Annotated in this window: 23 protein-coding genes and 1 riboswitch; of the genes, 14 read left to right on the forward strand and 9 right to left on the reverse strand. The window is 67.6% G+C overall.

Features of this window, described 5'->3' with window-relative positions:
* Window positions 1-106 precede the first annotated feature (106 nt).
* The 3 genes from QX070_RS01055 to QX070_RS01065 form a co-directional block, all read right to left on the reverse strand.
* Complete coding sequence (locus tag QX070_RS01055) at window positions 107-970, reverse strand: xanthine dehydrogenase family protein subunit M (RefSeq protein ID WP_315734006.1); 864 nt, start codon at window positions 968-970, stop codon at window positions 107-109.
* 328 nt (window positions 971-1,298) lie between these two features.
* On the reverse strand, window positions 1,299-2,507 hold the full coding sequence (locus QX070_RS01060; protein WP_315734008.1) for an MHYT domain-containing protein: 1,209 nt from the start codon (window positions 2,505-2,507) through the stop codon (window positions 1,299-1,301).
* Window positions 2,508-2,989: 482 nt separating this feature from the next.
* Window positions 2,990-3,595: a 6,7-dimethyl-8-ribityllumazine synthase gene (locus QX070_RS01065; RefSeq protein ID WP_315734010.1), complete on the reverse strand. Its 606-nt coding sequence runs from the start codon at window positions 3,593-3,595 to the stop codon at window positions 2,990-2,992.
* 77 nt (window positions 3,596-3,672) lie between these two features.
* Window positions 3,673-3,869: riboswitch (FMN riboswitch) on the reverse strand.
* A 393-nt stretch (window positions 3,870-4,262) separates the two neighbouring features.
* Between QX070_RS01065 and QX070_RS01070 the strand changes: the two genes are divergently transcribed.
* Window positions 4,263-4,763 (forward strand): YbjN domain-containing protein, encoded by a 501-nt coding sequence (locus QX070_RS01070; RefSeq protein ID WP_315734012.1) that lies wholly within the window; start codon window positions 4,263-4,265, stop codon window positions 4,761-4,763.
* 163 nt (window positions 4,764-4,926) lie between these two features.
* Window positions 4,927-5,754, forward strand: coding sequence for a pyrroline-5-carboxylate reductase (gene proC / locus QX070_RS01075; RefSeq protein ID WP_315734014.1), 828 nt, complete (start codon window positions 4,927-4,929; stop codon window positions 5,752-5,754).
* A 19-nt stretch (window positions 5,755-5,773) separates the two neighbouring features.
* On the opposite strand, the gene QX070_RS01080 is transcribed toward proC, so the two are convergent.
* Window positions 5,774-7,096 carry a TAXI family TRAP transporter solute-binding subunit gene (locus tag QX070_RS01080; RefSeq protein WP_315734016.1) on the reverse strand — a complete coding sequence of 441 codons (1,323 nt, stop codon included), beginning with the start codon at window positions 7,094-7,096 and terminating at the stop codon, window positions 5,774-5,776.
* A gap of 310 nt (window positions 7,097-7,406) precedes the next feature.
* Complete coding sequence (locus QX070_RS01085; protein ID WP_315734018.1) at window positions 7,407-8,645, reverse strand: MFS transporter; 1,239 nt, start codon at window positions 8,643-8,645, stop codon at window positions 7,407-7,409.
* Between the two features lie 195 nt (window positions 8,646-8,840).
* Between QX070_RS01085 and QX070_RS01090 the strand changes: the two genes are divergently transcribed.
* The 6 genes from QX070_RS01090 to QX070_RS01115 all read left to right on the forward strand — a co-directional run bounded on the left by QX070_RS01090 (window position 8,841) and on the right by QX070_RS01115 (window position 13,316).
* A complete protein-coding gene (locus tag QX070_RS01090) occupies window positions 8,841-9,284 on the forward strand; it encodes a hypothetical protein (RefSeq protein ID WP_315734021.1) in 444 nt (147 codons plus the stop codon).
* Between the two features lie 72 nt (window positions 9,285-9,356).
* Window positions 9,357-9,647, forward strand: coding sequence for a hypothetical protein (locus QX070_RS01095; protein WP_315734023.1), 291 nt, complete (start codon window positions 9,357-9,359; stop codon window positions 9,645-9,647).
* A 10-nt stretch (window positions 9,648-9,657) separates the two neighbouring features.
* A complete protein-coding gene (locus tag QX070_RS01100) occupies window positions 9,658-11,070 on the forward strand; it encodes a TolC family protein (RefSeq protein ID WP_315734025.1) in 1,413 nt (470 codons plus the stop codon).
* 13 nt (window positions 11,071-11,083) lie between these two features.
* Window positions 11,084-12,418: a copper oxidase gene (locus QX070_RS01105; protein ID WP_315734028.1), complete on the forward strand. Its 1,335-nt coding sequence runs from the start codon at window positions 11,084-11,086 to the stop codon at window positions 12,416-12,418.
* 47 nt (window positions 12,419-12,465) lie between these two features.
* Window positions 12,466-12,924, forward strand: coding sequence for a cupredoxin family protein (locus QX070_RS01110; protein WP_315734030.1), 459 nt, complete (start codon window positions 12,466-12,468; stop codon window positions 12,922-12,924).
* A gap of 95 nt (window positions 12,925-13,019) precedes the next feature.
* On the forward strand, window positions 13,020-13,316 hold the full coding sequence (locus tag QX070_RS01115) for a copper-binding protein (protein WP_315734032.1): 297 nt from the start codon (window positions 13,020-13,022) through the stop codon (window positions 13,314-13,316).
* Window positions 13,317-13,346: 30 nt separating this feature from the next.
* Here the strand turns inward: QX070_RS01115 and QX070_RS01120 are convergent, their stop codons facing one another.
* On the reverse strand, window positions 13,347-14,240 hold the full coding sequence (locus QX070_RS01120; protein WP_315734036.1) for a LysR family transcriptional regulator: 894 nt from the start codon (window positions 14,238-14,240) through the stop codon (window positions 13,347-13,349).
* Window positions 14,241-14,343: 103 nt separating this feature from the next.
* Here QX070_RS01120 and QX070_RS01125 point away from each other — a divergent pair, with 103 nt between their 5' ends.
* The 6 genes from QX070_RS01125 (at window position 14,344) to QX070_RS01150 (ending at window position 20,775) form a co-directional block, all read left to right on the forward strand.
* A complete protein-coding gene (locus tag QX070_RS01125) occupies window positions 14,344-15,084 on the forward strand; it encodes an SDR family oxidoreductase (RefSeq protein ID WP_315734038.1) in 741 nt (246 codons plus the stop codon).
* A gap of 55 nt (window positions 15,085-15,139) precedes the next feature.
* Window positions 15,140-15,352: a 4-oxalocrotonate tautomerase family protein gene (locus QX070_RS01130; protein ID WP_315734040.1), complete on the forward strand. Its 213-nt coding sequence runs from the start codon at window positions 15,140-15,142 to the stop codon at window positions 15,350-15,352.
* 192 nt (window positions 15,353-15,544) lie between these two features.
* The gene (locus tag QX070_RS01135) at window positions 15,545-15,838 is read left to right on the forward strand and encodes a DUF1330 domain-containing protein (RefSeq protein ID WP_315734042.1); all 294 of its coding nucleotides are present in this window, start codon (window positions 15,545-15,547) and stop codon (window positions 15,836-15,838) included.
* 110 nt (window positions 15,839-15,948) lie between these two features.
* Window positions 15,949-16,725 carry a hypothetical protein gene (locus QX070_RS01140; RefSeq protein WP_315734044.1) on the forward strand — a complete coding sequence of 259 codons (777 nt, stop codon included), beginning with the start codon at window positions 15,949-15,951 and terminating at the stop codon, window positions 16,723-16,725.
* 265 nt (window positions 16,726-16,990) lie between these two features.
* The gene (locus QX070_RS01145; protein ID WP_315734046.1) at window positions 16,991-19,222 is read left to right on the forward strand and encodes a tetratricopeptide repeat protein; all 2,232 of its coding nucleotides are present in this window, start codon (window positions 16,991-16,993) and stop codon (window positions 19,220-19,222) included.
* A gap of 383 nt (window positions 19,223-19,605) precedes the next feature.
* Window positions 19,606-20,775, forward strand: a complete 1,170-nt coding sequence (locus tag QX070_RS01150; RefSeq protein ID WP_315734048.1) for a TAXI family TRAP transporter solute-binding subunit — start codon at window positions 19,606-19,608, stop codon at window positions 20,773-20,775.
* A 110-nt stretch (window positions 20,776-20,885) separates the two neighbouring features.
* On the opposite strand, the gene maiA is transcribed toward QX070_RS01150, so the two are convergent.
* The 3 genes from maiA to QX070_RS01165 form a co-directional block, all read right to left on the reverse strand.
* Window positions 20,886-21,557 carry a maleylacetoacetate isomerase gene (gene maiA / locus QX070_RS01155; RefSeq protein ID WP_315734050.1) on the reverse strand — a complete coding sequence of 224 codons (672 nt, stop codon included), beginning with the start codon at window positions 21,555-21,557 and terminating at the stop codon, window positions 20,886-20,888.
* A gap of 99 nt (window positions 21,558-21,656) precedes the next feature.
* Window positions 21,657-22,172: a cytochrome family protein gene (locus QX070_RS01160; RefSeq protein WP_315734052.1), complete on the reverse strand. Its 516-nt coding sequence runs from the start codon at window positions 22,170-22,172 to the stop codon at window positions 21,657-21,659.
* 507 nt (window positions 22,173-22,679) lie between these two features.
* Window positions 22,680-23,027 (reverse strand): MerR family transcriptional regulator, encoded by a 348-nt coding sequence (locus QX070_RS01165; protein WP_315734054.1) that lies wholly within the window; start codon window positions 23,025-23,027, stop codon window positions 22,680-22,682.
* Between the last annotated feature and the right edge of the window lie 8 nt (window positions 23,028-23,035).

Genomic DNA, 23,035 nt, shown 5'->3' on the forward strand with positions numbered 1-23,035 from the left:
TGGGGCTACCCCCCTCCCCGCCCCTCCCCCACAAGAGGGGAGGGAGAAGATAGATCGTGCCGCGAGGCGATGACCGCCTGCGTGGCAATAGCGTCGACCAACTCTGTTACTTCGCCCGCCTCGCAGCGCGCTGCAGCGCGCGCATCACCATGATGCCGCCGACATGCGTGCGGTACTCGGCAGGTCCCCGCGCGTCGGAGGCCGGCTGCATGATCGCGCGCGCGGCGCTCGCCGCCGCCTTCAGCGCGGCATCATCGAGCGTAGTACCGATCACTGCAGTCGCCGCGTCGGTCGCCAGCAACGGCGTCTCGTGCAGATTGGTCAGTGCGATCACGCACGTCGCCACCTTGCCGCCAGCCATCGTCAGCACCACGGCGGCTGCGGCCGTCGCATAGTCGCCGACCTTGCGCTTCAGCTTCTCGTAGGCGTAGCCGTGCCCCGCAGCCGGAAGCGGGATGCTGATGCCAGTCAGGATCTCGCCGGGCTCGAGCGCGGTGAAATAAGCGCCCTGGTAGAACTCGCGCGCCGCGATCTCGCGAACGCCGTTCGGCCCTTCGAGCCGATAGGACGCGTCCAGCGCCAGCATCAAGGCCGGCATGTCGTTGCCGGGGTCGCCATTGGCGACATTGCCGCCGAGCGTGCCGCGGTAGCGCACCTGCGGATCGGCGATCAAGAGCGCGGTCTCGTGCAGGATCGGCAGCGCCTCACCGATGTCGGCAGACGCCAGCAGCTCGGCCTGCGTGGTCATCGCGCCGATGACGATGCGGTCGCCATCGCGGCAGATGCCCTTGAGCCCGGCGATGCCGTGCAGATCGATCAGATGCGCCGGGGTCGCCAGCCGCAGCTTCATCATCGGCAGCAGGCTGTGGCCGCCGGCGAGCGGTCGCGCGTCATCGCCGAGGTCGGCGAGCAGCTTGATCGCATCGCTGACGCTCGCCGGCCGGTGATAGTCGAACGGGCCAGGAATCATGACGTTTCCTCTCCTGTGCTGGCCTGCCTTATCGGCAAGGCCGTCGCGTTGTTGCGGCGGGCGTTCGTGCTGCGAGAGCGAAGTACGAACGCGGACGCATCGCGGATTGGCGCGGAGCGTCGATCGGGATCGCTGGCCGCGCAACGAAGCCGGCACGGAGAGCGGCGAAATCACACGAAATGCGGCTGGTCGCGCACGAATTGCGTCAGCGAGGGCGACCCAATCGCGCGAGTGACGGCGTGAGCGGCCGGGCAAGACGCGCGAGCGGTGCTGCATGCGTTGGGGAGAATGGCGGCGCTCTGTTGCAACAGCGAAACGAACGCTGAACTCAGGCCGGCCGCCGCAGCCCGAGCCGCGCCTTGACCTCGGCGACCTTGGCGCGGCTCACCGGCACGCGCGGCTTCGAGGGGCCATCGAGCTCGATGATCGCGCCCTCGCCTTCGCGACCGACGTAGATCACATGCTCGATCGCCACGATGTGGCTGCGGTGCACGCGGATGAAGCGGCCGGGATCGAGCTGCGCCTCAGCCTCGGAGATCGACCATGGGCACATCCGCTCGCGGGTGCCGTCGTGGATCCGCGTGTAGTGCGCATCGGCGCGCACGCTGCGCACGTCCCCGGCATCGATGAAATGGGTGCCGTTGGCGCCCTCCAGCGGCAGCCGCGCCGCGGTCGCGCGCGGCGGCTGGCCGATGCCCCCCAACGGCGCCGCCGTCGCCCGGCTCGGAGCGGCGACCTCGACAACCGGCTCGGCCGCCGTCGCGGCCGGCTCCGGGGCCAATTGCGGCGCAGCCTCGGCAACGGCCGGCATCGGCTGCGATTGACGGCGCGGGTCCGGCACCAGCGACAGCAAAAATCCGGCGACGATGACGAAGCACAGCACGGCGACGACGATCGCGAGCGCTTGCGGCGACGCAGCAAGTCCCGGTGCGGCGTGATGGTGTCCCTCGCCGATCGGCACGACATGCATTCCCAGCATCGCCGTGTAATGCATGCCGGACACGGCGATGCCGAACGCAACCGCGCTGATGGCGAGCCGTAGCCCGTCCTGCCGCGCCAGGAAGATGCGCAGGCCGCCATAGGCGGCGACGACTGCAATCGCCACCGACAGCGCCACCAGCGCCGGATCATGCGTCAGCCCGAACGAGCCGGACAGGCCGTGCATGCCGACATAATGCATGCTGGCGATGCCGGCGCCGAGCAGCAGTGCGGAAGGGACGACGCGCCGGGGGGAGGGATCGCCGATGCTGACGAAGAACAGCGAGATGCCGATCACGAGCGCGCAGATCAGGAACGAGATGATGGTCGGCAGCACCAGATAGACGGCATCGGCCGGCAGTGGCGCCGCCATCATGCCCACGAAGTGCATGGTCCAGATGCCCACGGCCAGAATGCCGGCGGCGCCGGACAGCAGCACGCGCGCATTCTCTCCCGGACCGCTGCGGATGCGCGCGGTGAGACTGAAACCGGTATAGCCACCTAGGCTCGCGATCACGACCGAGAGCGCGACGAGATAAGGATCGTATCCTTCGATCATCCTTGTCGGCCGCCCGTCGCCACGGGCAAGCCTCCTCCCGGGGATGATTTTACAGGGGGCGCGAGGAGAATGACAACACAAGGCGGGGAGCGTGAGGGGGCGTGGTGTCGCTGAGGGTGGGGCGGACGACACGATGACTGATCGGCGCGGAGCAAGAGGCTGAATTCGAGCTCGAGCCGCGAGACGGTAAGCCCCCCTCCCCCTCGCGGGGAGGGGTCGGGGGTGGGGGGTCCACGAGTCGTGCTCTCGATGATGATCACTCGTATTCGAGAGGATGACGGCGATGACACACGCCATCGCATTCGTCTTGTTCGGCAAAACCGAAGATGCACATGACGAAGTTCGGCGCCCGGAGACCCCCACCCCCAACCCCTCCCCGCAAGGGGGAGGGGAGTTCACTGCCGTTGCCGTGAGATCTCGATCCCGGCGTTTCGATAGCGGGTGTGTGGCTAGCCTGAAGCCAGCCACACGACATCACCGCCTCAGATGATCCCCGCGGCCACCTGCCCCCGCAGCCGCTCCAGGCTCAGCAGCGTCTCGGCGCAGGCGGTCGCCACCTCGATGCCCTTGGTCGCAAAATGCTTGCGGAAGAACTCGAAATGCGCCTGCGTCTCGTGGAATTGCTGCGGCGTCAGCACCGCGGAGAACATCGGCACCTCGGTGCGCAATTGCACGTCCATCAGCGCCTTGATGACGGTGTCGGCGACGAATTCGTGGCGGTAGATGCCGCCGTCGACAACGAGGCCGGCCGCGACGATGGCGGTGTAGCGCCGCGTCTTGGCCAGGAGCTGCGCATGCAGCGGAATCTCGAACGAGCCTGGCACCTCGAAGATGTCGACACGATCGCGCGGGATGTGGCGCGCCTCGATCTCGTCGAGGAAGGCCAGACGGCATTCGGCGACGACGTCGCGATGCCAGGCCGATTGCACGAAGGCGACGCGCTGCGGCTTGCTAAAGCGCGGATGCGACGGCGCCGGTGGCGACTCGTCGGGCGGTGACGCGACCGGCGTATCCGCCGGCGGCGACGTTCCTGCGGTGATGGTGTCGGTGGGCGTATCAGTAGGCGCGTCTTGCAACATCTGATTCATGGTTGTCCTCGTCAGAGACCAGAATCAGGGCACACGGAACAACGACGCCCCCACGCTGGATTGCGCGGGGTGCCGGGACCCGTTCTCTTTCATCCGGACTGTGACCGTCGGCTTCGGAGTCGCACCGAATCTGCTGACCCTTCTCTGCGCGACGCGTTCCGGAGAACGGAATTCTCCAGACCGCGCCTTGCCGAGAAGGCGCTCGCGGGCTCGCGCGCTCGACCGAGAAACGCTTACCGCCGGTGGGGAATTTCGCCCCGCCCTGAGAACATCGGCCGCCCGGATGGACGGCCTGAACGAACTATGCAGGCGGTCGGCGGCTGCGGCAAGGCCTCACGCCCGCGGTCCACGACGGGCGGCCATGCAACCGCTCGCGGCCGTTCCCGCGGCCAAATCGGCTCGGACGGGGCGGTTGCGGCGAATCCGATTCCGTTTTGTTCTCATTCCGCCATGATTCCACAGGCCGGACAGGAGTTGTGGACGAAGCGGTGTTTGGCTGTGGACGGACTCGCCCCCCCGTTGCGCAGATTCCGCAAATCACATCAGTTTGTCCTCGCACGCCCGGGGTACCTCCGGGACTGCAAGCCGGGTCTCGAAGCGCCGAGAGGGCGTGGGCCGGGTCGCCGCGTATGTACCAACGAGATCAAGAAGACGAGGTCGAGACGGCATGTCCCTGCTCGAAAGCACTATCGATTCCACCGACCACCCGCTGAGCGTGGTCGAGACCATTGCGGCCGACAACAATTGGATGTTCGAGCGCTCCGGCGAGGACGAGATCACGATTGCCTCCAAGGGGCAGTGGACCGACTATCAGCTCTCTTTCACCTGGATGGCGGAGATCGAGGCGCTGCATCTGGCCTGCGCCTTCGACATGAAGATCCCCGAGGCGCGCCGCGCCGAGGTGCAGCGGCTGATCGCCGCGATCAACGAGCAGCTCTGGCTCGGCCATTTCGACATCTGGACCCACACCGGCATGGTGATGCACCGCCAGGCCCTGGTGCTGCCCGGCGGGATCACCGCGTCGGGACTGCAATGCGAGAGCATGCTGGCCGGCGCCATCCACGCCTGCGAGCGCTATTTCCCGGCCTTCCAGTTCGTGGTCTGGGCCGGCAAGTCGACCCAGGAGGCCATGGCGGCCGCGCTGTTCGATACGGAAGGCGAGGCGTAGGCCGGCGCCGCTTCCTCACACGCGGTGTCGTCCCTGCGCACGCAGGGACCCATACCGCGTGATGTCCGTCTGGCGCGCGACGCTTGTCGCTCTGCCCCTGCTCCACTAGAACCGCCGGTGGTTATGGGTCCCTGCTTTCGCAGGGACGACAGCGGAGTGCGTCGTGACATCAGCGGACAACAACCTGCTTCATCAGCTCACCGGCACCATCGTGCTGGCCGGCGCCGGCAAGATGGGCGGCGCGATGCTGACCGGGTGGCTGGCCGGCGGGCTCGATCCTGCGCGCCTGGTGGTGATCGAGCCGATGCCATCGGCGGAGATCACGGCGCTGGTGGCCAGGGGCGTCCGCCTCAATCCGACGGCGGCTGCGCCGGCCGAGGTCGTCATCGTCGCCGTCAAGCCGCAGATGTTCCCGGACGCCGGCCCCGCCTTGAAGCCGTGGGTCGGCGACGCGACGCTGGTGCTGTCGATCATGGCGGGGACGACGATCGCCGGCCTGCAGCAAACGATCGGCGGCGCGATCGTGCGCGCGATGCCGAACACGCCCGCCGCGATCGGCCGCGGCATCACCGTGGCCGTGCCGGCCGGCAATGTCAGCGCCGCGCAGCGGCTGCTGACGGACGCGCTGCTGCGCGCCACCGGCGCGGTGGAATGGGTCGACGACGAGGCGCTGATGGACGCGGTGACCGCGGTGTCCGGCTCGGGTCCCGCCTATGTGTTCCTGCTCGCCGAGGAGCTCGCCCGCGCCGGCGTCGCCGCCGGCCTGCCCGAGTCCCTGGCGACAAAGCTCGCGCGCCACACCGTGTCGGGCGCCGGCGAATTGCTGCGCCAATCGGACCTGCCGTCCGCCACGCTGCGCCAGAACGTCACCTCGCCGGGCGGCACCACCGCCGCCGCGCTGTCGGTGCTGATGGGAGCCGACGGCTTCCAGCCGCTGCTGACCAGGGCGGTCGCCGCGGCCACGGCGCGCTCGAAAGAGCTCGCGAAGTAGACAACCGCGAGCTGGCAGCTCAGCGCGACGGCGTCGGCGGCCCGCCATGCTGCTGGCGCCATTGCAGGAACTGGCGGAACAGGGAGCTGCGCTCAGCCGGATCGTTGGACAGCTGTCCCCCGCTCTGGCGCACGAAGCTCTCGAATTGGGTCTGGCGCACGTCGGCAACCTGCGGCCGCGGCACCATGTTGCGCGCCAGCAGCCACTCGTCCGCCGCCTTGAAGCGCTTCCAGTTCGGGATGGCGGCGACGATGCTCGACTCCCGCCATTTCGGATGCCGGGGCGGCTTCATGAACTCGTCGTAGTTGGCGAAGAACGCCTCGACGAAGCGCGCCACCTTGCGATAGCGCTCGGTATTCTCCGGCCAATTGTAGCTGACGAGCAGCATGCCGATCGCCACCGTCTCGATCGTCTCGCCGGGGTTGAGCAGGTTCGGATATTCCTCCGAGGACAATGTCGTCGGCAGATAGAGGTCCTGCAGCCGGCGGTCGTAGGGGATCGTCACCAGGTGCAGCGCGCGGTTGTCGTTCCTGATGTTGCGGGCGAGCTGGAACACCTTGCCGGTGGAGACGATGTAGGCGTCGGCGTCGCCATCGATCAGCTTCTGGATCGATTTGGCATCATCGGTCGCGTAGTCGAACGACGCCGTCAGGCCGAGCCGGTTGAAGATCACGCGCGCGGAATAGAAGCCGACATCGGTCGGCGCGATGATGCGCTTGCCGTTGAGGTCGAAGATCGAGCGGATCGAGGAGCGCGCGATGACATGGATCTCGTTGTGATAGAGCCGCGCGATGTAGCGGAGCTGCGAGGTGATGTCGGGGATGCCATATTGCAGGCGGTAGAATTCGGGCACGTCGGCTGCGACCGCGCCCATGTCGATGCTCTTCAGAAACAGAATGTCGGAGACGTTGCGCACCGGTCCCTTGCCGAGCACCGGCAGCACGCGGACGTTGGTCTGATCATCGAGCACGCGCGCCATGTCCGAGCCGAACACGGAGGTGGCGCCGCCGGCCGGCGCGGTGATGATGGTGACGGTGCCGTCGTTGACGTCGGTCGGGTTGGGCAGCCGCCATACGTCCGGCCCGCTGCCGGGCGCGGGCGACAGCGACGCCGGCAGGCCGGCGGGACGTGGCGGCGCCGGAGCAATGGCGGCGTTGGGCTTGGACGGAGCCGGCGCCACCGGCACGATCACCGAGCGGGTCGCCGCGGGGCGCGGCGGCTGTGAAGGTTGCGGCGATTGTTGCAACTGCGGCCACGCCTGCGCAGACACCTGACTCAGCATGAGTCCGGCTGCGAGCGCGGCAAGCGCGACTTGCGAAGCTGCCTTCGTGACGATGGACATAGCGCAACGGCCTCCTGCACCATCGCGATGCCGCCGCAGCGTTCTCGACCGGTCCGGAGCATTCACCTCGAGGCCTGCCTGCGTCAGGCATGCGACGGGCGACCGCGGCCTCGGCTGAGACCTCGCGACAACCAACCTCGCGATGCGGAGCACGCACGAGGCCAAATGGCCACGATCGGCTCCGATCGAGTTCCACAGTTGGGTGAGGTGATTCGATGAATTTGCGGCGGGCGCCGGGATTTTGTATGACGACGTGCATATAAACCGGATATTGGACTCCGGCTGTGGCTCCGATGCAACGCCTCTTGTTTCAGGCCGCCAGCCGGTGTTGCCGTCGTGCCAGGATCAGCAGCGTTACGACGATGGCCAGGTTCAGGCCATTCCACGCGATGCCGTTGGCGAAGGCCGCCGAATAGGACCCCGTGGCGTCGAAGATGACGCCCGAGACCCAGCCGCCGAACGACATGCCGAACACCGAGGCGAAGATGATGATGCCGACCCGGGTGGCGGCCTCGCGTGCCGGCATCGCCTCACGCACGATGATCGCATAGCTCGGCACGATGCCGCCCTGGAACAGGCCGAACATGCCCGAGATCAAATAGAGCGACGTCAGGCCATCGAAGAACAGATAGAACAGAAGCGCAAAACCCTGCGCCAGCGAGCCGATCAGCAACGTCCGCATGCCGCCGACACGGTCGGCGAGAAAGCCGGAGCCGATCCGGCTGACGATGCCGAGCGCCATCATCAAGGACAGCATCTGCGCGCCGACAGCGACGCCATAGCCGAGGTCGCCGCAATAGGCGACGATGTGCACCTGCGGCATCGCCATCGCCACGCAGCAGGCGATCGCGGCGATGCTGAGCAGCACGGTCAGCGCGTTGGTGGAGATCGGCAGCTCCAGTTGCGGCGGCGCCGCGCCGGCATGGTCCTGCGCGCCGGCACCGTCCATGCGCGCGCGCAGCACCAGGAGCAGCGCGCTCATCGTCACCGCGCAGAAGACACCGAGCGCGACATGGCTGGCGCGCCAGCCGATCTGCTGCACGCCCCAGTTCACCAGCGGCGGCCACACCGTGCCGGCGACGTAGTTGCCCGAGGCGACGATGGTGACGGCGAGGCCGCGATAGCGCACGAACCAGTGCGATGCCTCGGCCATCAGCGGCGCGAAGGTGACGGACGAACCGATCCCGATCAGGAAATACACCGCCTGAAACTGCCACAGCGTCACCGACGCGCCGGCGAGCAGATAGGCGGCCGCGGTGCAGGTGATGCTGAGGGCCATCGCGGTGACGATGCCGAAGCGGTCGGTGATGCGGCCGACGATGACGCCGCCGAGGCCGAAGCCGAACATCGTCAGCGTATAGGCCAGCGACACCGCGCCGCGGCTGGCGGCGAACTCGGCCTGCACGACCGGCAGAACGACGACGACGGTCCACATCCCGGCGCCGCCGATGGAACCGATGACGAGCGCAAGCGCCAGCCGCGCCCAGGCCTGGCGCGAGTCCGGAATGAAGTGAGGCGCTTCCTCGAATCTTGGCTTCGGTGCGTGCACGATATGCGCAACCTCGTTGCCGCACCGCATCAGGTCAAGCCACATTGCTGCGGCATTGGGCATGCAGAAGCAGCGCAACAGGAGGGATCTGCACGATCACGGTCCGGCCCTCTTGGCGGCGCCGCGCTTTATCATTAGGTTGCGCGGCGGATCGGAGTGATTTGGGCGCGCATGTCGTTGGGACTGACACGGAAGATGCTGATGGTGGCGGGACGGCTGCTCGTCCTCGCTTACCTCGTCTGCGTGCTCAGCCCGGGCGTGGCGCTCGCGCTGGGCGATGGGGCGGCGCCCTGCTTCGACGAGACCGTCGTTGCCGTTGCGGCTACTCATCATGACGCGGCTCATCACGAGATGATCTTGGCGGCGATGCCGCAGGTAGAGACCGCGCACGCCCATCATCATGATCACCCTGTTGCAGACGCTGGGATGCAGGCGCCGGCTCCCGCGCCGTCGCACCACGATCACAGCAAGATGCCGGGCCCCTGTTGCGCCATGATGTGTGCGGTGGGCCTCGCTGCCGCGCTGCCGGCGGTCACCCTTCCCGCTTCGTTCGCCGCCACCAGCGTGACCCCGCGCGACGAAGGCCTGCCCGGTCGCACGCCGCCGCGCCTGTATCGCCCCCCCATCGTCCTGGTCTGAGCGAACGACGCCGGCTTCGTGCGCGTGTCGCGCGCGGCTGCTCGCGATTCATCGACAGACCAAGGATACCTCATGTTGTCGCAATACATGGCGACGCCCGCTGCCGCATCTCCGGCGCGGCGCAGCCTGCCATTCTCCGTTGCCGCTTGCGCATTGACGCTGCTTGCCGCGGCGAGCCTCGGCGCCTGCCAGCCGCGCACGATCGCATTGGCCGGGGCTGATCCGGCCGATCCGGCGGCGAACGTTGCGCCCGTGCGCATGTCGGGGGTCGTCGGGCCCTACACGCCGCTGCGCCCGGCCGCGCCGGCCGCCTGGGGCCAGCGCACCGACCCCGGCGCACCGCGCCCTGAGCCGAGCCGCTAAGGAGCGCCACATGCAGGGGATCATCAGGCTCGCGGCGCTCGCCGCAGCACTTGCGCTCGCAGGCTGTGCCTCGTTCTCGCCGGACGGCGGCATGAGCGCCGTCGCGGACATCACCGGCCACACCACCGGCAAGGAGGTCGCCTCCGTGAGAGGCAATGACGACGCCGAACGCGTCCGCGCTGCAACGCGCCACCTGCTCGCCCGGCCCTTGTCGGCCGATGCCGCCGTGCAGGTCGCGCTGTTCAACAACAAGGGCCTGCAGGCGGCCTACAACGCGCTCGCGCTCAGCGAGGCGGACATGGTCGAGGCCAGCCTGCCGCCGAACCCGACCTTCTCCCTGATGCGCATCAGCGGCGACGGCGCGCTGGAGGCCGAGCGCCAGGTCGCCGGCGACATCCTGGCGCTCGCCACCTTGCCGCTGCGCTCGGAGATCGCGCGCGAGCGGTTTCGCCAAGCCCAGTTGAAGGCCGCGCTGGCGACGCTGCGGCTCGCCGCGGAGGTGCGCCGCGCGCATGTGCGCGTCGTCGCCGCCACCGAGCTGGTGGCCCTGCTGGTCGAGGCGCAATCGGCCGCGGAGGCGACCGCGAAGCTCGCCTCGAAGCTCGGCGAGACCGGCGCGCTCAACCGGCTCGACCAGGCCCGCGAGCAGGTGTTCTATGCCGAGACCACGGCCGAGCTCGCCACCGCCCGCCGTGCCGCAGGAAGCGCCCGCGAGCGGCTGATCCGGCTGATGGGCCTGTGGGGCGACGATCTGAATTTCCGCCTGCCCGACCGGCTGCCGGCACTGCCGCGCCGCCCGCTGAGCCAGCCCTTCGTCGAGGCCGATGCCGTCGGCCATCGCATCGATCTGCAGATCGCCCGCCTCGAGCTCACGGCGCTCGCCACATCGCTGCAGCTCAGCGAGGCGACGCGCTTCGTCACCCTGCTCGATCTCGCCGGCCTCGATCGCAAGACCGTCGAGCCCGACGGCCGCGTCATCCGCGAACGCGGTTACGACGTGCAGTTCCAGATCCCGATCTTCGACGGCGGCGAGGTCCGCGTGCGGCAGGCCGCCGAGACCTACAACATCGCCTTCAACCGCCTCACCGAGCGCGCCGTCACCGTCCGCTCCGAGGCGCGCGACGCCTATCGCAGCTACCGCGCGGCCTTCGACATCGCCGGCCACTACGCCCGCGAGGTGCTGCCGCTGCGCCGGATCATCAGCGAGGAGATGCAGCTGCGCTATTCCAGCATGCAGGTGGACATCTTCGCGCTGCTGCTCGAGGCGCGGCAGCGCCTGGCGTCACGCCGCGCCGCGATCGACGCCGTCAGAGACTTCTTCCTCGCCGAGGCCGAGCTGTCGGCTGCGGTCAATGGCGGAGTCGCGAGCAGCGAGGACAGCGCACAGCAGACCGCGAGCGCAGTCGCGCCCGGCAACGACTGACAGGAGAGCACGCATGTTTTCACGCCGCACACTGCTCGGCTCCGCGGCGCTGGCCGGCGCCTCCGCCGTCTCCGGCCGGGTCCAGGCCGCCGCCATTCCCGAAGCGCCTGTGATGGACAAGGCGGTGATGCAGCCCCCGCTGCATCCCAGCGCCGGCCCGGACTATCAGCCCGTGGTCACGCTCAACGGCTGGTCGCTGCCGTTCCGCATGAACGGCGACTGGAAGGAATTCCATCTCGTCGCCGAGCCGGTCACCCGCGAGTTCGCGCCCGGCATGACCACGCATCTGTGGGGCTATAACGGTCAGTCGCCGGGCCCGACCATCGAGGCGGTCGAGGGCGACAAGGTCAGGATCTTCGTCACCAACAGGCTGCCGGAATACACCACCGTGCACTGGCACGGCGTCATCCTGCCCTGCGGCATGGACGGCGTCGGCGGCCTGACGCAGCCGCACATCAAGCCGGGCAAGACCTTCGTCTACGAGTTCGAGATGAGGCATGCCGGCACCTTCATGTATCACCCGCACGCCGACGAGATGGTGCAGATGGCGATGGGCATGATGGGCATGATCGTCGTGCATCCGCGCGGGCCGCAGCCGCCGCCGGTCGACCGCGACTTCGTGTTCGTGATGTCGACCTATCGCATCGAGCCCGGCAGCTACCTGCCGAAGGTCACCGAGATGACCGACTTCAACATGTGGACCTGGAACGCGCGGGTGTTTCCCGGCATCGATCCCCTGCCGGTGCGGCTCGGCGATCGCGTCCGCATCCGCATCGGCAATCTCACCATGACCAACCATCCGATCCACCTCCACGGCCACAAGTTCAAGGTGATCGGCACTGATGGCGGCTGGCTTCCCGAAACGGCGCAATTCCCGGAGACCACGACCGACGTGCCGGTTGGCGCGGTGCGCGTGCTCGACTTCACCGCCGACAATCCCGGCGACTGGGCGTTCCATTGCCACAAGTCGCATCACACGATGAATGCGATGGGCCACGACATGCGCAACTTGGTCGGCGTGCCGCGCAAGGAGCTGGCCGCCGCCGTCGGCAAGCTCGCGCCCGACGGCATGGTGATGGGCAACACCGGCATGGCGATGGGCAGCATGGAGATGCCGGCGCCCGACAACACCCTGCCGATGATGACCGGCAGCGGTCAGTTCGGGCCGATCGAGATGGGCGGCATGTTCACGACCGTGAAGGTACGCGAGGGCCTCGCCCGCGACGACTACCGCGATCCCGGCCCTTATCAGTTCCCGCAGGGCAGCGTGGCCTATGAGGTCGCAAGCGCACCGGAGCCGGTGCGGCGAAGCGACGGCCCACCGACGCAGGTCCGCACCCAGCGCTGAATTCACCAAGCACCGCATCAACCGACGACCACCATCAGGAGATCTCCATGAAGACTGCATTCGCGATCAGCGCAGTGGCGGCGGCCGCTCTGATCGTCGCACCGGCCCGTGGCCATGAGCAGCACGGATCGCGCGGCTATTCCGCCGGCGAGCCGGGCGATCCCAAACAGCCGTCACGCACCATCGAGGTGCTCCTGAGCGAGATGGAGTTCACGCCGGCGCGCATCGAGGTCAAGCGCGGCGAGCAGATCCGCTTCGTGCTGCGCAACGCCGGCAAGGAGGATCACGAGTTCCTGCTCGCCACCAAGGCCGAGAACCTGAAGCACGCCGCGGTCATGAAGAAGCACCCGCATATGGAGCACGACGAGCCGAACGGCGCCCGGCTCGCGCCGAACAAGACCGCCGAGCTGCTGTGGCGGTTCACCAAGCCCGGCACGTTCGAATATTCCTGCCTGATCCCAGATCATCGCGAGTTCGGCATGACCGGCCACGTCGCCGTGAAGTGACGGATGAAGCCGTCTTGACAACGCGTAGGGCGGATCATCGCCGCGTCATCCGCCCTACGCCTCGCTATGAGTTCACCAGTAGAAGGAAACACATCATGAAGACGTTCTCTCAGCTCACGACCGCCGCCGCGTTGGTTCTCGCTCTCGCGACCCCTGCCCTCGCCGCCGAGGCGATCAGCGGCGACGTCAAGAAGGTCGATGAGGCCAACGCCAAGATCACGCTCCACCACGGCCCGGCCAAGAGTCTTGGCATGGACGAGGCCATGACCATGGTCTACCGTGTCAAGGACGCCGCGCTGCTGAAAGGCCTCAAGGCCGGCGACAAGGTGAAGTTCGAGGCGGTCGAGGACGCCTCCGGCTACACGGTGACGAAGATCGAGAAGGGCAAGTAGCAACGGGCATCCGGCTGCTTTGCCCAACCGCTACAGCCTCGCCCGGGCGAATATCCCCGTGATCCAGTCGAGGAACACGCGCAGCCGCAGCGTCATCTGCCGGTTCTGCGGATACAGCGCGTGCAGCGGCGTCGGTGATGGCGGCGTGTCGGCGAGGATCTCGACCAGGCTGCCATCCGCCAGATCCGGCGCGAAGCGATAGCGCGGCGCCTGCACCAGGCCGAGGCCGAGCCGGGCGAGGTCCACCATCGTGTCGGAATTGTTGACCGTGACCCGGCTCGGCAGAACCAGATGGCGCAGCGCGCCGCCGCAGGTGAATTCGAGCGGCAGCACCTCGCCGGTACGCGACGAGATGAAGCCGACCATGCGGTGGCCGTCGAGATCATCAGGTCCAGCCGGCGTTCCGTGCTCGCGCAGATAGGCCGGGCTGGCGACGGTGATCTCCTCGATCGTGCCGAGTCGGCTCTGGATCATGCCGCTCGCCTCCGGCTCGCCGGAGCGGATCACGCAATCGACACCCTCACGCACGAGATCGACCAGGCGGTCGCCCTGGCCGATGCGCAGATCGAGCTGCGGATGCGCGGCGAGAAACGCGGGCAGATGCGGCAGCACGAACGTCCGCGTCAGCAGCGGGTGCGCGTCGATGCGCAGCAGGCCACGCGGGCGCGAATCGCGCAGTGCAGTCTCGGCCTCCTCGATGTCGGCGAGGATGCCGACGCAGCGCCGGTAGTACTCCTCGCCATCCAATGTCGGGGTGACGTGGCGCGTGGTGCGCTCGATCAGCCGGATGCCGAGCCGCGCCTCGAGCTCCTTCAGCACCTCGCTCGCCGTCGAGCGCGGCAGGCCGAGATCGGCGGCAGCGGCGGTGAAGCTGCGGCGCTCGACGACGCGAATGAACAGACGCATGGCATCCAGGCGATCCATAGCGATTGTTCGCCCAGGCCGACATCTGATGTCAAGCCAAGGCCGATTATACGGACGAGGCGATCAGCTATGTCCGCTCGCATTGAAAAGAGGGAGACTGACCATGCCCAATTCTTCATCCCAGGTCGCGATCATCACCGGCGGCTCGCGCGGGATCGGCGCGGCCATCGCCGAACGCCTCGCCGCTGATGGCGTCGCGGTCGTCATCAACTATGCCCGGGCCGAGCAGGCCGCGGCGCACATGGTGCAACAGATCGAGGCGACCGGCGGCCGCGCGCGCGCCGTGCAGGCCGACGTTGCCGATCCCGCCAGCGCGGCGGCGCTGTTTGATGCCGCCGAGCAGGCCTTCGGCGGCGTCGACATCCTGGTCAATAATGCCGGCACGATGGCGCTCGGCGCCTTCGCGGAGCTGAGCGACGCAGATGTCGCGCGCCAATTCGAGGTGAATGTCGCGGGCGTGTTCCGAACCCTGCGCGAGGCGGCGCGGCGGCTCCGCGACGGCGGCCGCATCGTCAATTTCTCGTCCAGCGTGGTCGGGCTGTATCAGCCGCGCTACGGCGCCTACGCCGCCACCAAGGCCGCGGTGGAAGCCATGACGCATGTGCTCGCCAAGGAGCTGGCGCGGCGGAGCATCACGGTCAACGCGGTGGCGCCCGGCCCCACTGAGACCGAGATGTTCCTCAACGGCAAGACCGACGAGCAGCTGCGCGCGATGGCCGCAGCGAACCCGTTCGGCCGGTTCGGACAGCCGCGCGAGATTGCCGATGTCGTGGCCTTCCTGACGAGCCCGGAGGCCGGCTGGGTCAACGGCCAGGTTGTGCGCGTCAATGGCGGCGTGATCTGACGCCGCGCTGCTGTCACCCGCCGGCCGATGCCGGCCCAACACCAAAGGAGTTCCCATGCCGTTCGCCAACATCAAGGTGCCGCAGGCCGCGCTGACCAAGGCGCAGAAGGAGGAGATCGTGCATCGCGTGACCGCGATGTTCGTCGACTATTTCAGCGAGGCCGCGCGACCGCACACGATGGTGCTGATCGAAGAGGTGCCCGACGGCGGCTACGGCCGCGCCGATGAGGTGTTCGTGATCCCGCAAGCCTATCGCGCGACGACGTGAGCCGCGGGCCGCGGCCGCTCGCGCAACGGTCGCCGAACGGGCAGGCATGGGCTGATGAGCAGCAGTATCATCCGCCCTCCCCCGCGAATGCATCGGAAGCGCACGTCGACGGAACGCGCACCGATCTATCGGCCGCTTATGGCTGCGCCGATGTTCCGATCGTATGATCCACCGCGTCGCGCGGAGCCCGCCATGAAGGCCTATCTCGTCCTCGATCTCGCCATTCACGACCACGCCTCGTTCAAGGCCTATATCGATGCGATCCCCGCCTTCATCGCGAGGCATGGCGGCCGCTACATCGTCCAAGGCGCGGTGCCCACGCCGGTCGAAGGCAGCTGGACGCCCGAGCGGATGGTGATCCTGGAATTCCCGTCGCGCCAGACCGCCACCGACTTTCTCGTCGATCCCGAGATCCAGCACCTGTTCGCCATCCGGCACCGCACCACGACGAGTCGGCTGGTGCTGGTCGACGGGTGCGCGGAGTGAACGCGCATTGCGCGCCTGCCCCTCGCACTTGATCCATATGAGAGCGCGTGCAACGGATGGCTCCTCCGTCGCAGGGCGAGACCAGCCACCGCGTGCACCAAATATCTCAGATGCAACTTGCTTCTTTTCGGACGCTCGCTGTGCTGGGGCTCGGCGTAACCGCCGCACTGCCTACGTTCATGCCCCGTGCCGCGATCGCGGGCGCTGGCTTCTTCGACGTGCGCACGCTGTGCCAGCCGCTCGAGATCCGAAACGGAGCGCCGGAGGAGAGCGCCTGTCTGAAGGAGCAGCCGGCCATCGCCCGGCGTGACGGCCGCAAGCTGACGCTGGCGCTCACCAACGGCAAGACCAAGGTCATCACCGACGCCAAGGAGTGCGAGCCCGAGGGGCCTGAAGCCGCCTGCATCAGCTACCGGCTTGTCGGCCACGTCGGCGGCCGGCACTACATCGTGCTGGTCATGCCCTACGAGTGCTCCTACGTCATGCTGGTCAACCGGCGCACCGGGGCCGAACTCAACATCGGCAGCGGCCCCTTCCTGTCGCCAAACGGCCAGCGCTTCATCACCATCGATCCGCGCGACGACGGCAATTGCGGCATAGACTATCGCATCGGCATGTTTTCATACGGCGACAGCCCCAAACTGGAGTGGAGCTACAAGCCGGAGGGCCTCGAGCAATACGAGATCGACACGTGGATCGGCGACAATCGCGCGCGCCTGCAGGCATCAGACGATGCCCGCAAGGAGGCATCGACCGATCTGACGCGCACGGCGCTGGGCTGGCAGCTCAAACGCCCCAATGGCGAGATCAGCATGGGCTCGGTGCCGGCGCCACAGGCTTCACCGCCCCGAGCGAGTCCAGCCCCAGGCTCGTTGGGCAGCCGCTGAGCTGCTGGTGCCTGTCGACCATTTCCATCGCGTCCCTGGGCATTCGCGGGCGCGACAAGCTCCTTCCGTCATCCCGTTAACCATTTACTAACCATGGCGCGGGCAAGCTTTGCCGCGTCGCGCTGCGCGTGGCCGGCGACCGGACGACCACAGGACATCCTGGGCTTTGCTGCCGCCGGGCATGGCGGCGCCCCGGTTGCCGGTCGCAGCGCATCGCTGCGGCGTCCGACGCCATGCCGTCCTGTCTGTCCGGAGACCCAAGTCCTTGAGCACCGTCGGTTCGCGCGCCTTCCAGAAGGCACGACAGGAAAAGAAACAGAAGAAGCTCGTCGAGGGGCAGTTGGCGGTGGCGTTCAAGGCCTTCCAGGCCGGACGCCAGGCGGAGACGCAGGCGCTGTGTGCGAAGCTGCTGCAGGAGGTCCCCGGCTGCTTCGATGCCATGCATCTGCTCGGCGTGTCCCTGGTGTCGTCGGCACGCTTCGCCGAGGCCACCGCCTTCCTGGCGCAGGCCGTGGCGATGGAGCCGAATTCCGCCGACGCGCAGTCCAATCTCGGCTGGGCGCTGGTCAATTGCGAGCGCTACGAGGAGGCGCGCGCCGCGCTGGAGCGATCGCTGGCGCTGCGCCCGAATGCGCCGATCACCTTGCGCAACCTCGCGATCGCGCTGCTGCGGCTCGGACAGGGCGAGGCCTCGCTCGCGGCCGCGACGCGGGCCCTCGAGCTCAAGCCGGACGACGTCGATGCCTGGTGCAATCGCAGCGTCGCCGAGCTGATGCTGCGGCGCTGGGACGCCGCTGCCGCCAGCGCCGAGCGCGCGCTGGCGTTCAACCCGAACCATTTCGAGGCCACGGTCAACAAGGGTCTCGCGCATCTCGAGCTGCACCATTTCGAGCTGGCGGAAGCGACCTTCAATGCGGCGCTGGCCGCACGCCCGTCCCATGCCGAGCTGCGGGCGCATCGCGGCCGGCTCTACATGATCTCCGGACGCACGGCGGACGCCGAAGCCGATTTCGACGCCGCCGTGACGCTCGATCCCCATCTGCAATTGGGATGGCAGGGCAAGGCGCAGATCTGCATCCTCAACGGCAACGTCGCTCAGGCGATGGCCGCCTGCAAGCGCGTGCTCGACACCAATCCGAAGGCGCAGGTCGCGCTCACCTTGCTCGGCGCCTGCCGCGGCCGGCTCGGCGACGTCGCAGGCGCCATCGCCCAGTTCGACCAGGCGCTCGCGGTGCAGCCGGACTATGACGAGGCGATCACCAAGAAGATATTCTATCTCGACTTCCTGCCCGGCGCCGACTTCGCGGTCCAGCAGGCGGCGCGGCAATATTGGTGGATGGCGGTCGGCTCGAGATTCCCGCGCCGCAAGATTGCGCCGCGTTCGCTCGATCCCGACCGGCGCATCGTCGTCGGCTACGTCTCGGCCGACTTCCGCATGCATTCTGCGGCCTTCGCCTTCCTGCCCGTGCTGCGCGGCCACGACAAGACGCAGGTCCAGGTCAACTGCTACTCGACCTCGCCGCGGCACGATTCCTACACCGCGACGTTCCAGTCGATTGCCGACCTCTGGGTCGAGGCCTCGAGCCTTTCCGACGACGAGCTCGCCGACCGCATCCATGCCGACGGCGTCGACATCCTGGTCGATCTCTCCGGCTACACCACGGGCACGCGCATGCCGGTATTCGCGCGCAAGCCGGCGCCGATCCAGGTCACGGCCTGGGGCAGCGGCACCGGCACGGGCCTTGCCACCATGGACTACTTCTTCGCCGATCCGGTCACGGTGCCCGAGAGCGTCCGGCCGCTGTTCGCCGAGCACGTCCACGACCTGCCGTCGGTGATCACGATCGATCCGGTGCTCGACGTTCCGCCGGCACCGCTGCCGATGCTCACCAACGGCCACGTCACCTTCGGCGTCTACAACCGCATCGACAAGATCTCCGACGCGGCGATCGCGCTGTGGGCGCGGCTGCTCGCCGAGATCCCCGACGCGAAGCTCGTCGTCAAGCATCTCGCGCTCAACGATCCCGCGGTGCGCGACGGGCTGCTCGCCCGCTTCGTTGCGCAGGGCGTGCCCGAGGCGCGCATCCTCTGCCTCGGCGCCAGCGAGCGCGTCGAGCATCTCAAGTCCTACGAGCGCATCGACATCTCGCTCGATCCATTCCCGCAGAACGGCGGCATCTCGACGTTCGAATCGCTCTACATGGGCGTGCCGGTCGTCGCCAAGCTCGGCGCCGGCGCGGCCTCGCGCGCCGCCGGCGGCATCCTGACCGCGGCCGGCCTCGCCGACTGGGTCGCCGGCGATGATGACGGCTATATCCGGATCGCCAAGAACTTTGCCGCGCAGCCCGAGCTGCTGGCGAAGCTGCGGCCCGGGCTGCCCGGCATGGTCGCACGCTCGCCGGCCGGCGACGTCGCCAACTACACGCGCTGCGTCGAGGCCGGCTATCGGCAGTTCTGGCGCGACCATTGCGCCAAGGCAAGCAAGGCCGGCGCCTGATCGCGCCGGCATCGCCGAGGTCAGCATCTCGCAGCAGGCCTAGAGGCCCGACCGCAAGAACGTCCCGCGCGCGCACGAGCCGCGCTCACGACGGTCCGGCTTCGACCGCTCCCTGCAACCGCAAGCTGCACCGGCTTCCAGCGAGCCATTGTGGCCGCGTGCGATGAGGCGACGACTCTCGGACTGATATCGCGGCGTTTCTCCGTCCAGACCGAGGCGCAATCAAGCCTATGGCTTTTTGGTGGCGAGGATGCGCTTCGCAGCAGCCCCGGCTGCGCCCAACCGGCGAGTAGTAGACCTCATTCCTCAACCAAGGAGATAATGCGCGAAAATCGGCCGCGCCTCACGATCGCCGTGTGGCCGGCAACGGAGGAATTTGGGGCATGCGGGTCGCGTTGTTGAGTTGCGTCGTTGCGGCGGGATTGAGTCTGGTGGCACCGTTGCTGCCGGCCATGGCACAGACGGCGCGGACCGGAAGGCCGGCGGCGGCAACGGCCGCCGCGGCCGGCGAAGGCGGCAAGCTGCAGGAGTCCAACGAATGGACGGTCGGCGTCGCCGGCGGCCTGCTCGAAGGCACCAACATCCGTTTTGCGGCCGAGATGGCCAAGGTGCTCGACGACCGCCCGAACCTGCGCGTGCTGCCGATGGTGACCTACGGCGCACTCGGGAACATCGAGGACCTGCTCTATCTGCGCGGCGTCGACGTCACCATCACTTCGGCCGACGTGCTCGATGAGTTCGTCCGCAACGGCACGCTCGCCAACATCAAGAACCGGATCCGCTACATCTGCTCGTTCTACATCAACGAGATGCATGTCTACGTCCGCCCGGAGATCAGGACGCTCGAGGATCTCGCCGGCAAGAAGGTCTCCTTCAACACCGTGGGCAGCGCCGCCAACCTCACCGGCGGCATCGTGTTCGACCGGCTCAAGATCGGCGCGGAGAAGGTGTTCATCAACAATTCGGTGGCGTTGGAGAAGATGCGCAGCGGCGAGATCGCCGGCGTCGTCCACGTCACCGGCAAGCCGACCGATCTGTTCGCCAAGTTCAAGCCCGAGCCGGGCTTCCACTTCCTGCCGATTCCGTTCGCGCGCAGCCTGCAGGACTACTACGTGCCGACCAAGCTGACCTCGCAGGACTACCCCAATCTGCTCAAGCCCGGCGAGAGCGTCGAGACCATCGGCGTGCCGCAGGTGCTGGCGGTCTACAACTGGCCGCCGGAGACCGAGCGCTACCGCCGCGTCGCGCGCTTCGTCGACTATCTGTTCAAGCGGTTCGACCAGTTCAAGCGGCCGCCGTTCCACCCCAAATGGAACGAGATCAGCCTCTCCTCCTCGCTGCCCGGCTGGACCCGCTTCCGCGCCGCGGAGGAGCTTTTGGCCAGCACGCGCGCGCCGCAGGCCGACGGCGCCGCCATCAAGCAGCAGTTCGACGAGTGGATGAGCGCAAGGGCGCCGACCGGCGGCCGGCGAATGAGCGAGGACGAAACAAGGGTGCTGTTCGAGCAGTTCCGCGACTGGATGAAGCGCGACGGCGGCCAGCCGGCGCGGTAGCGCCGATGGTTCTGGCGTAGAGCATGATCCGGAAAAGTGGAAACCGGTATTCCCTCGCGACAAACGCCGAAGGCGTTTGCGCGGAGATCATGCTCAACAAAGAGATGAGGCTACGGCGCAGCCGGCTTGGCGCGCAGCGCCGGCGGCGTGTCCGGCTGCGCCAGCGGATGGGCGGACGCGAAGGCCGGCAGTGCCATCGCGGCCTCGACGACGCGCTGCACCGTCGGCGTCGCGGCGAGGTCGAGGCCTTTATTGCGCGCGTAGACGGCGTGGCCGGCGAGGCAGATGTCGGCCATCGTCGGCGCATCGCCATGGCAGAACCGGCCGGTCGCGACATGGCCCGCAAGCTGGGCCTCGATCGCGACCAGCATCTCCGCCGTCCAGTGCCTGAGCCAGGCCGCGCGTGCCGCGTCGTCCACGTGCAGCACCTCGGTGAGATAGCGCTGCACCCGCGGCGTCGTCAGCGGATGCGCATCGCAGGCGATCATCGCCGCCAGCGCCCTCACCCGCGCGCGCCCCTTGGCATCACCAGGCAGCAGCGCAGCGCCCGGACAGGCCTCGTCGAGATAATCGAGGATCGCCAGCGACTGCGTCAGCACGGTGCCGTCGTCGAGCACCAGCGCCGGCAGCGCCATCTGCGGATTGAGCGCGGCATAGGCCTCGTCCCGCTGCTGCTGCCGGTCGACATCGACCGCGACCTGCTCATAGGCGATGCCCTTGAGGTTGAGCGCGATGCGCACGCGAAAGCTCGCAAGCGACTGCCAGAACGAATAGAGCTTCATGCGGGTCCCCCTTCACCTCAATATCGCATTTCAGCAACCAATATCGTTTCGATGAAGGCGCCCGCCGCTTCCGAATCGTCTTGCCCGAGGCTCGTCCCGTCACTCCGCGCCCGGCGTGAAGTCCTGGTCGGCAACGCCGGCGGTCTGCGGCACCTTGATGACCACGGCGGCGCGATTGAGCGCCTGGTGGCAGGAATTGCAGGCGGCCGTGAGGTCGGCATAGGAGCGCTCGAAGCGGCCGATGTCCTTCTGCTTGATGGCCTGCGCCAGCTCGTCGAACGGCTGCTGCGTCACGGCCGTCGTCATGTCGGCGAACGAATTGCCCTCAACCAGCGGCTGCGCCCGGCTGACACGGTTGAACGCGCCCTTGAGATTGCCGAGCTCATAGGCGCTGAACGCCCAATTGCCGCTATGGCCGGCGATCCAGAGCCTGAGATGGCGAGGCTGGATGGTCGCGATCATCAGGTCGCTGACGGTCGGCAGATAGGCCGGTGCTGGTGCGGGCGTCGGCGTCTCCGCCCTTGGCGCGGCGATCGCGATCAGCGATGCAAGCCCGGCAAGGCCAGCGGCCGTCACTATCAGCCGCAGACCATGGCGGAGCTTCGGTCGATGCATCTTCGGGTCTCCTGAGAAAGATTTAGAAGCCTTCTAAAGAGCAACGTCCCGCATCGCCAATCGCAATCGCTGATCGCAGCGATCAGAAAAACTTGAAGTTGCCCGCCGCACGACGCGCACGATACGGACACATTGCCTGGTGCCGTGGGCACCATCGGCCCGCGCCGCCTCCAGGTCCAACTGGAATCGCCTGCAACCTCCGCGAATGGAAGCGGCGGATCACCCTGCTGATCCGCGCCAAGGCGCGATGAGACAGAGTTGATCGAGCTTGAGCAAAACCGCGAGAGCTCCTCCAGGTCTCCCTGAAATTTTTGATTTATCGAAACAATCTGCTTTCTTTTTTTCCGAGTTGCTCGATCATCCCTGCGTCGGTGAGCGGTCAATGCGATGCGCCGCTTGCGGAGCGCGTCGCCGCGGTGCCTTGCGGGCCATGGCGGCAACTCCCGGACGCCGACCGCCGCGGCCTGGTGATGACGCTTCGATGCCGTCCGGCCGTCGACAGAGAACTCAGTCCACGCTCGACAGGAAGCCGGCCAGGATTGTCCGGCTCTGGCTCAGCGTCTCGATCCGTTGATCGATCAGGCCAACCTGCTCGGCCAAGATGCGTCGCAGATTGTCGCATGGCGTAAAGGCCGGCTGGTCGCTCTTCACGCATGGCAGCAACTGCTGGATCGTTTCCAGCGTCATACCGGCCGCGCCGAGCAATTTGATCCGCCGCACGGTTTCCTCTTCCGCCGGGCCATAGTCGCGGTAGCCGGCATCGGTCCGTCGCGGCGCCAGCAATCCCTGGTCTTCGTAGTAACGCAGCATCCGGACGCTGACCCGCGTCCTCCGGGAGAGCTCGCCAATCTTCACCTGAAAAC

Origin of the sequence: Bradyrhizobium sp. SZCCHNR1093, from assembly GCF_032381175.1 — a bacterium.
Classification (GTDB): domain Bacteria; phylum Pseudomonadota; class Alphaproteobacteria; order Rhizobiales; family Xanthobacteraceae; genus Bradyrhizobium.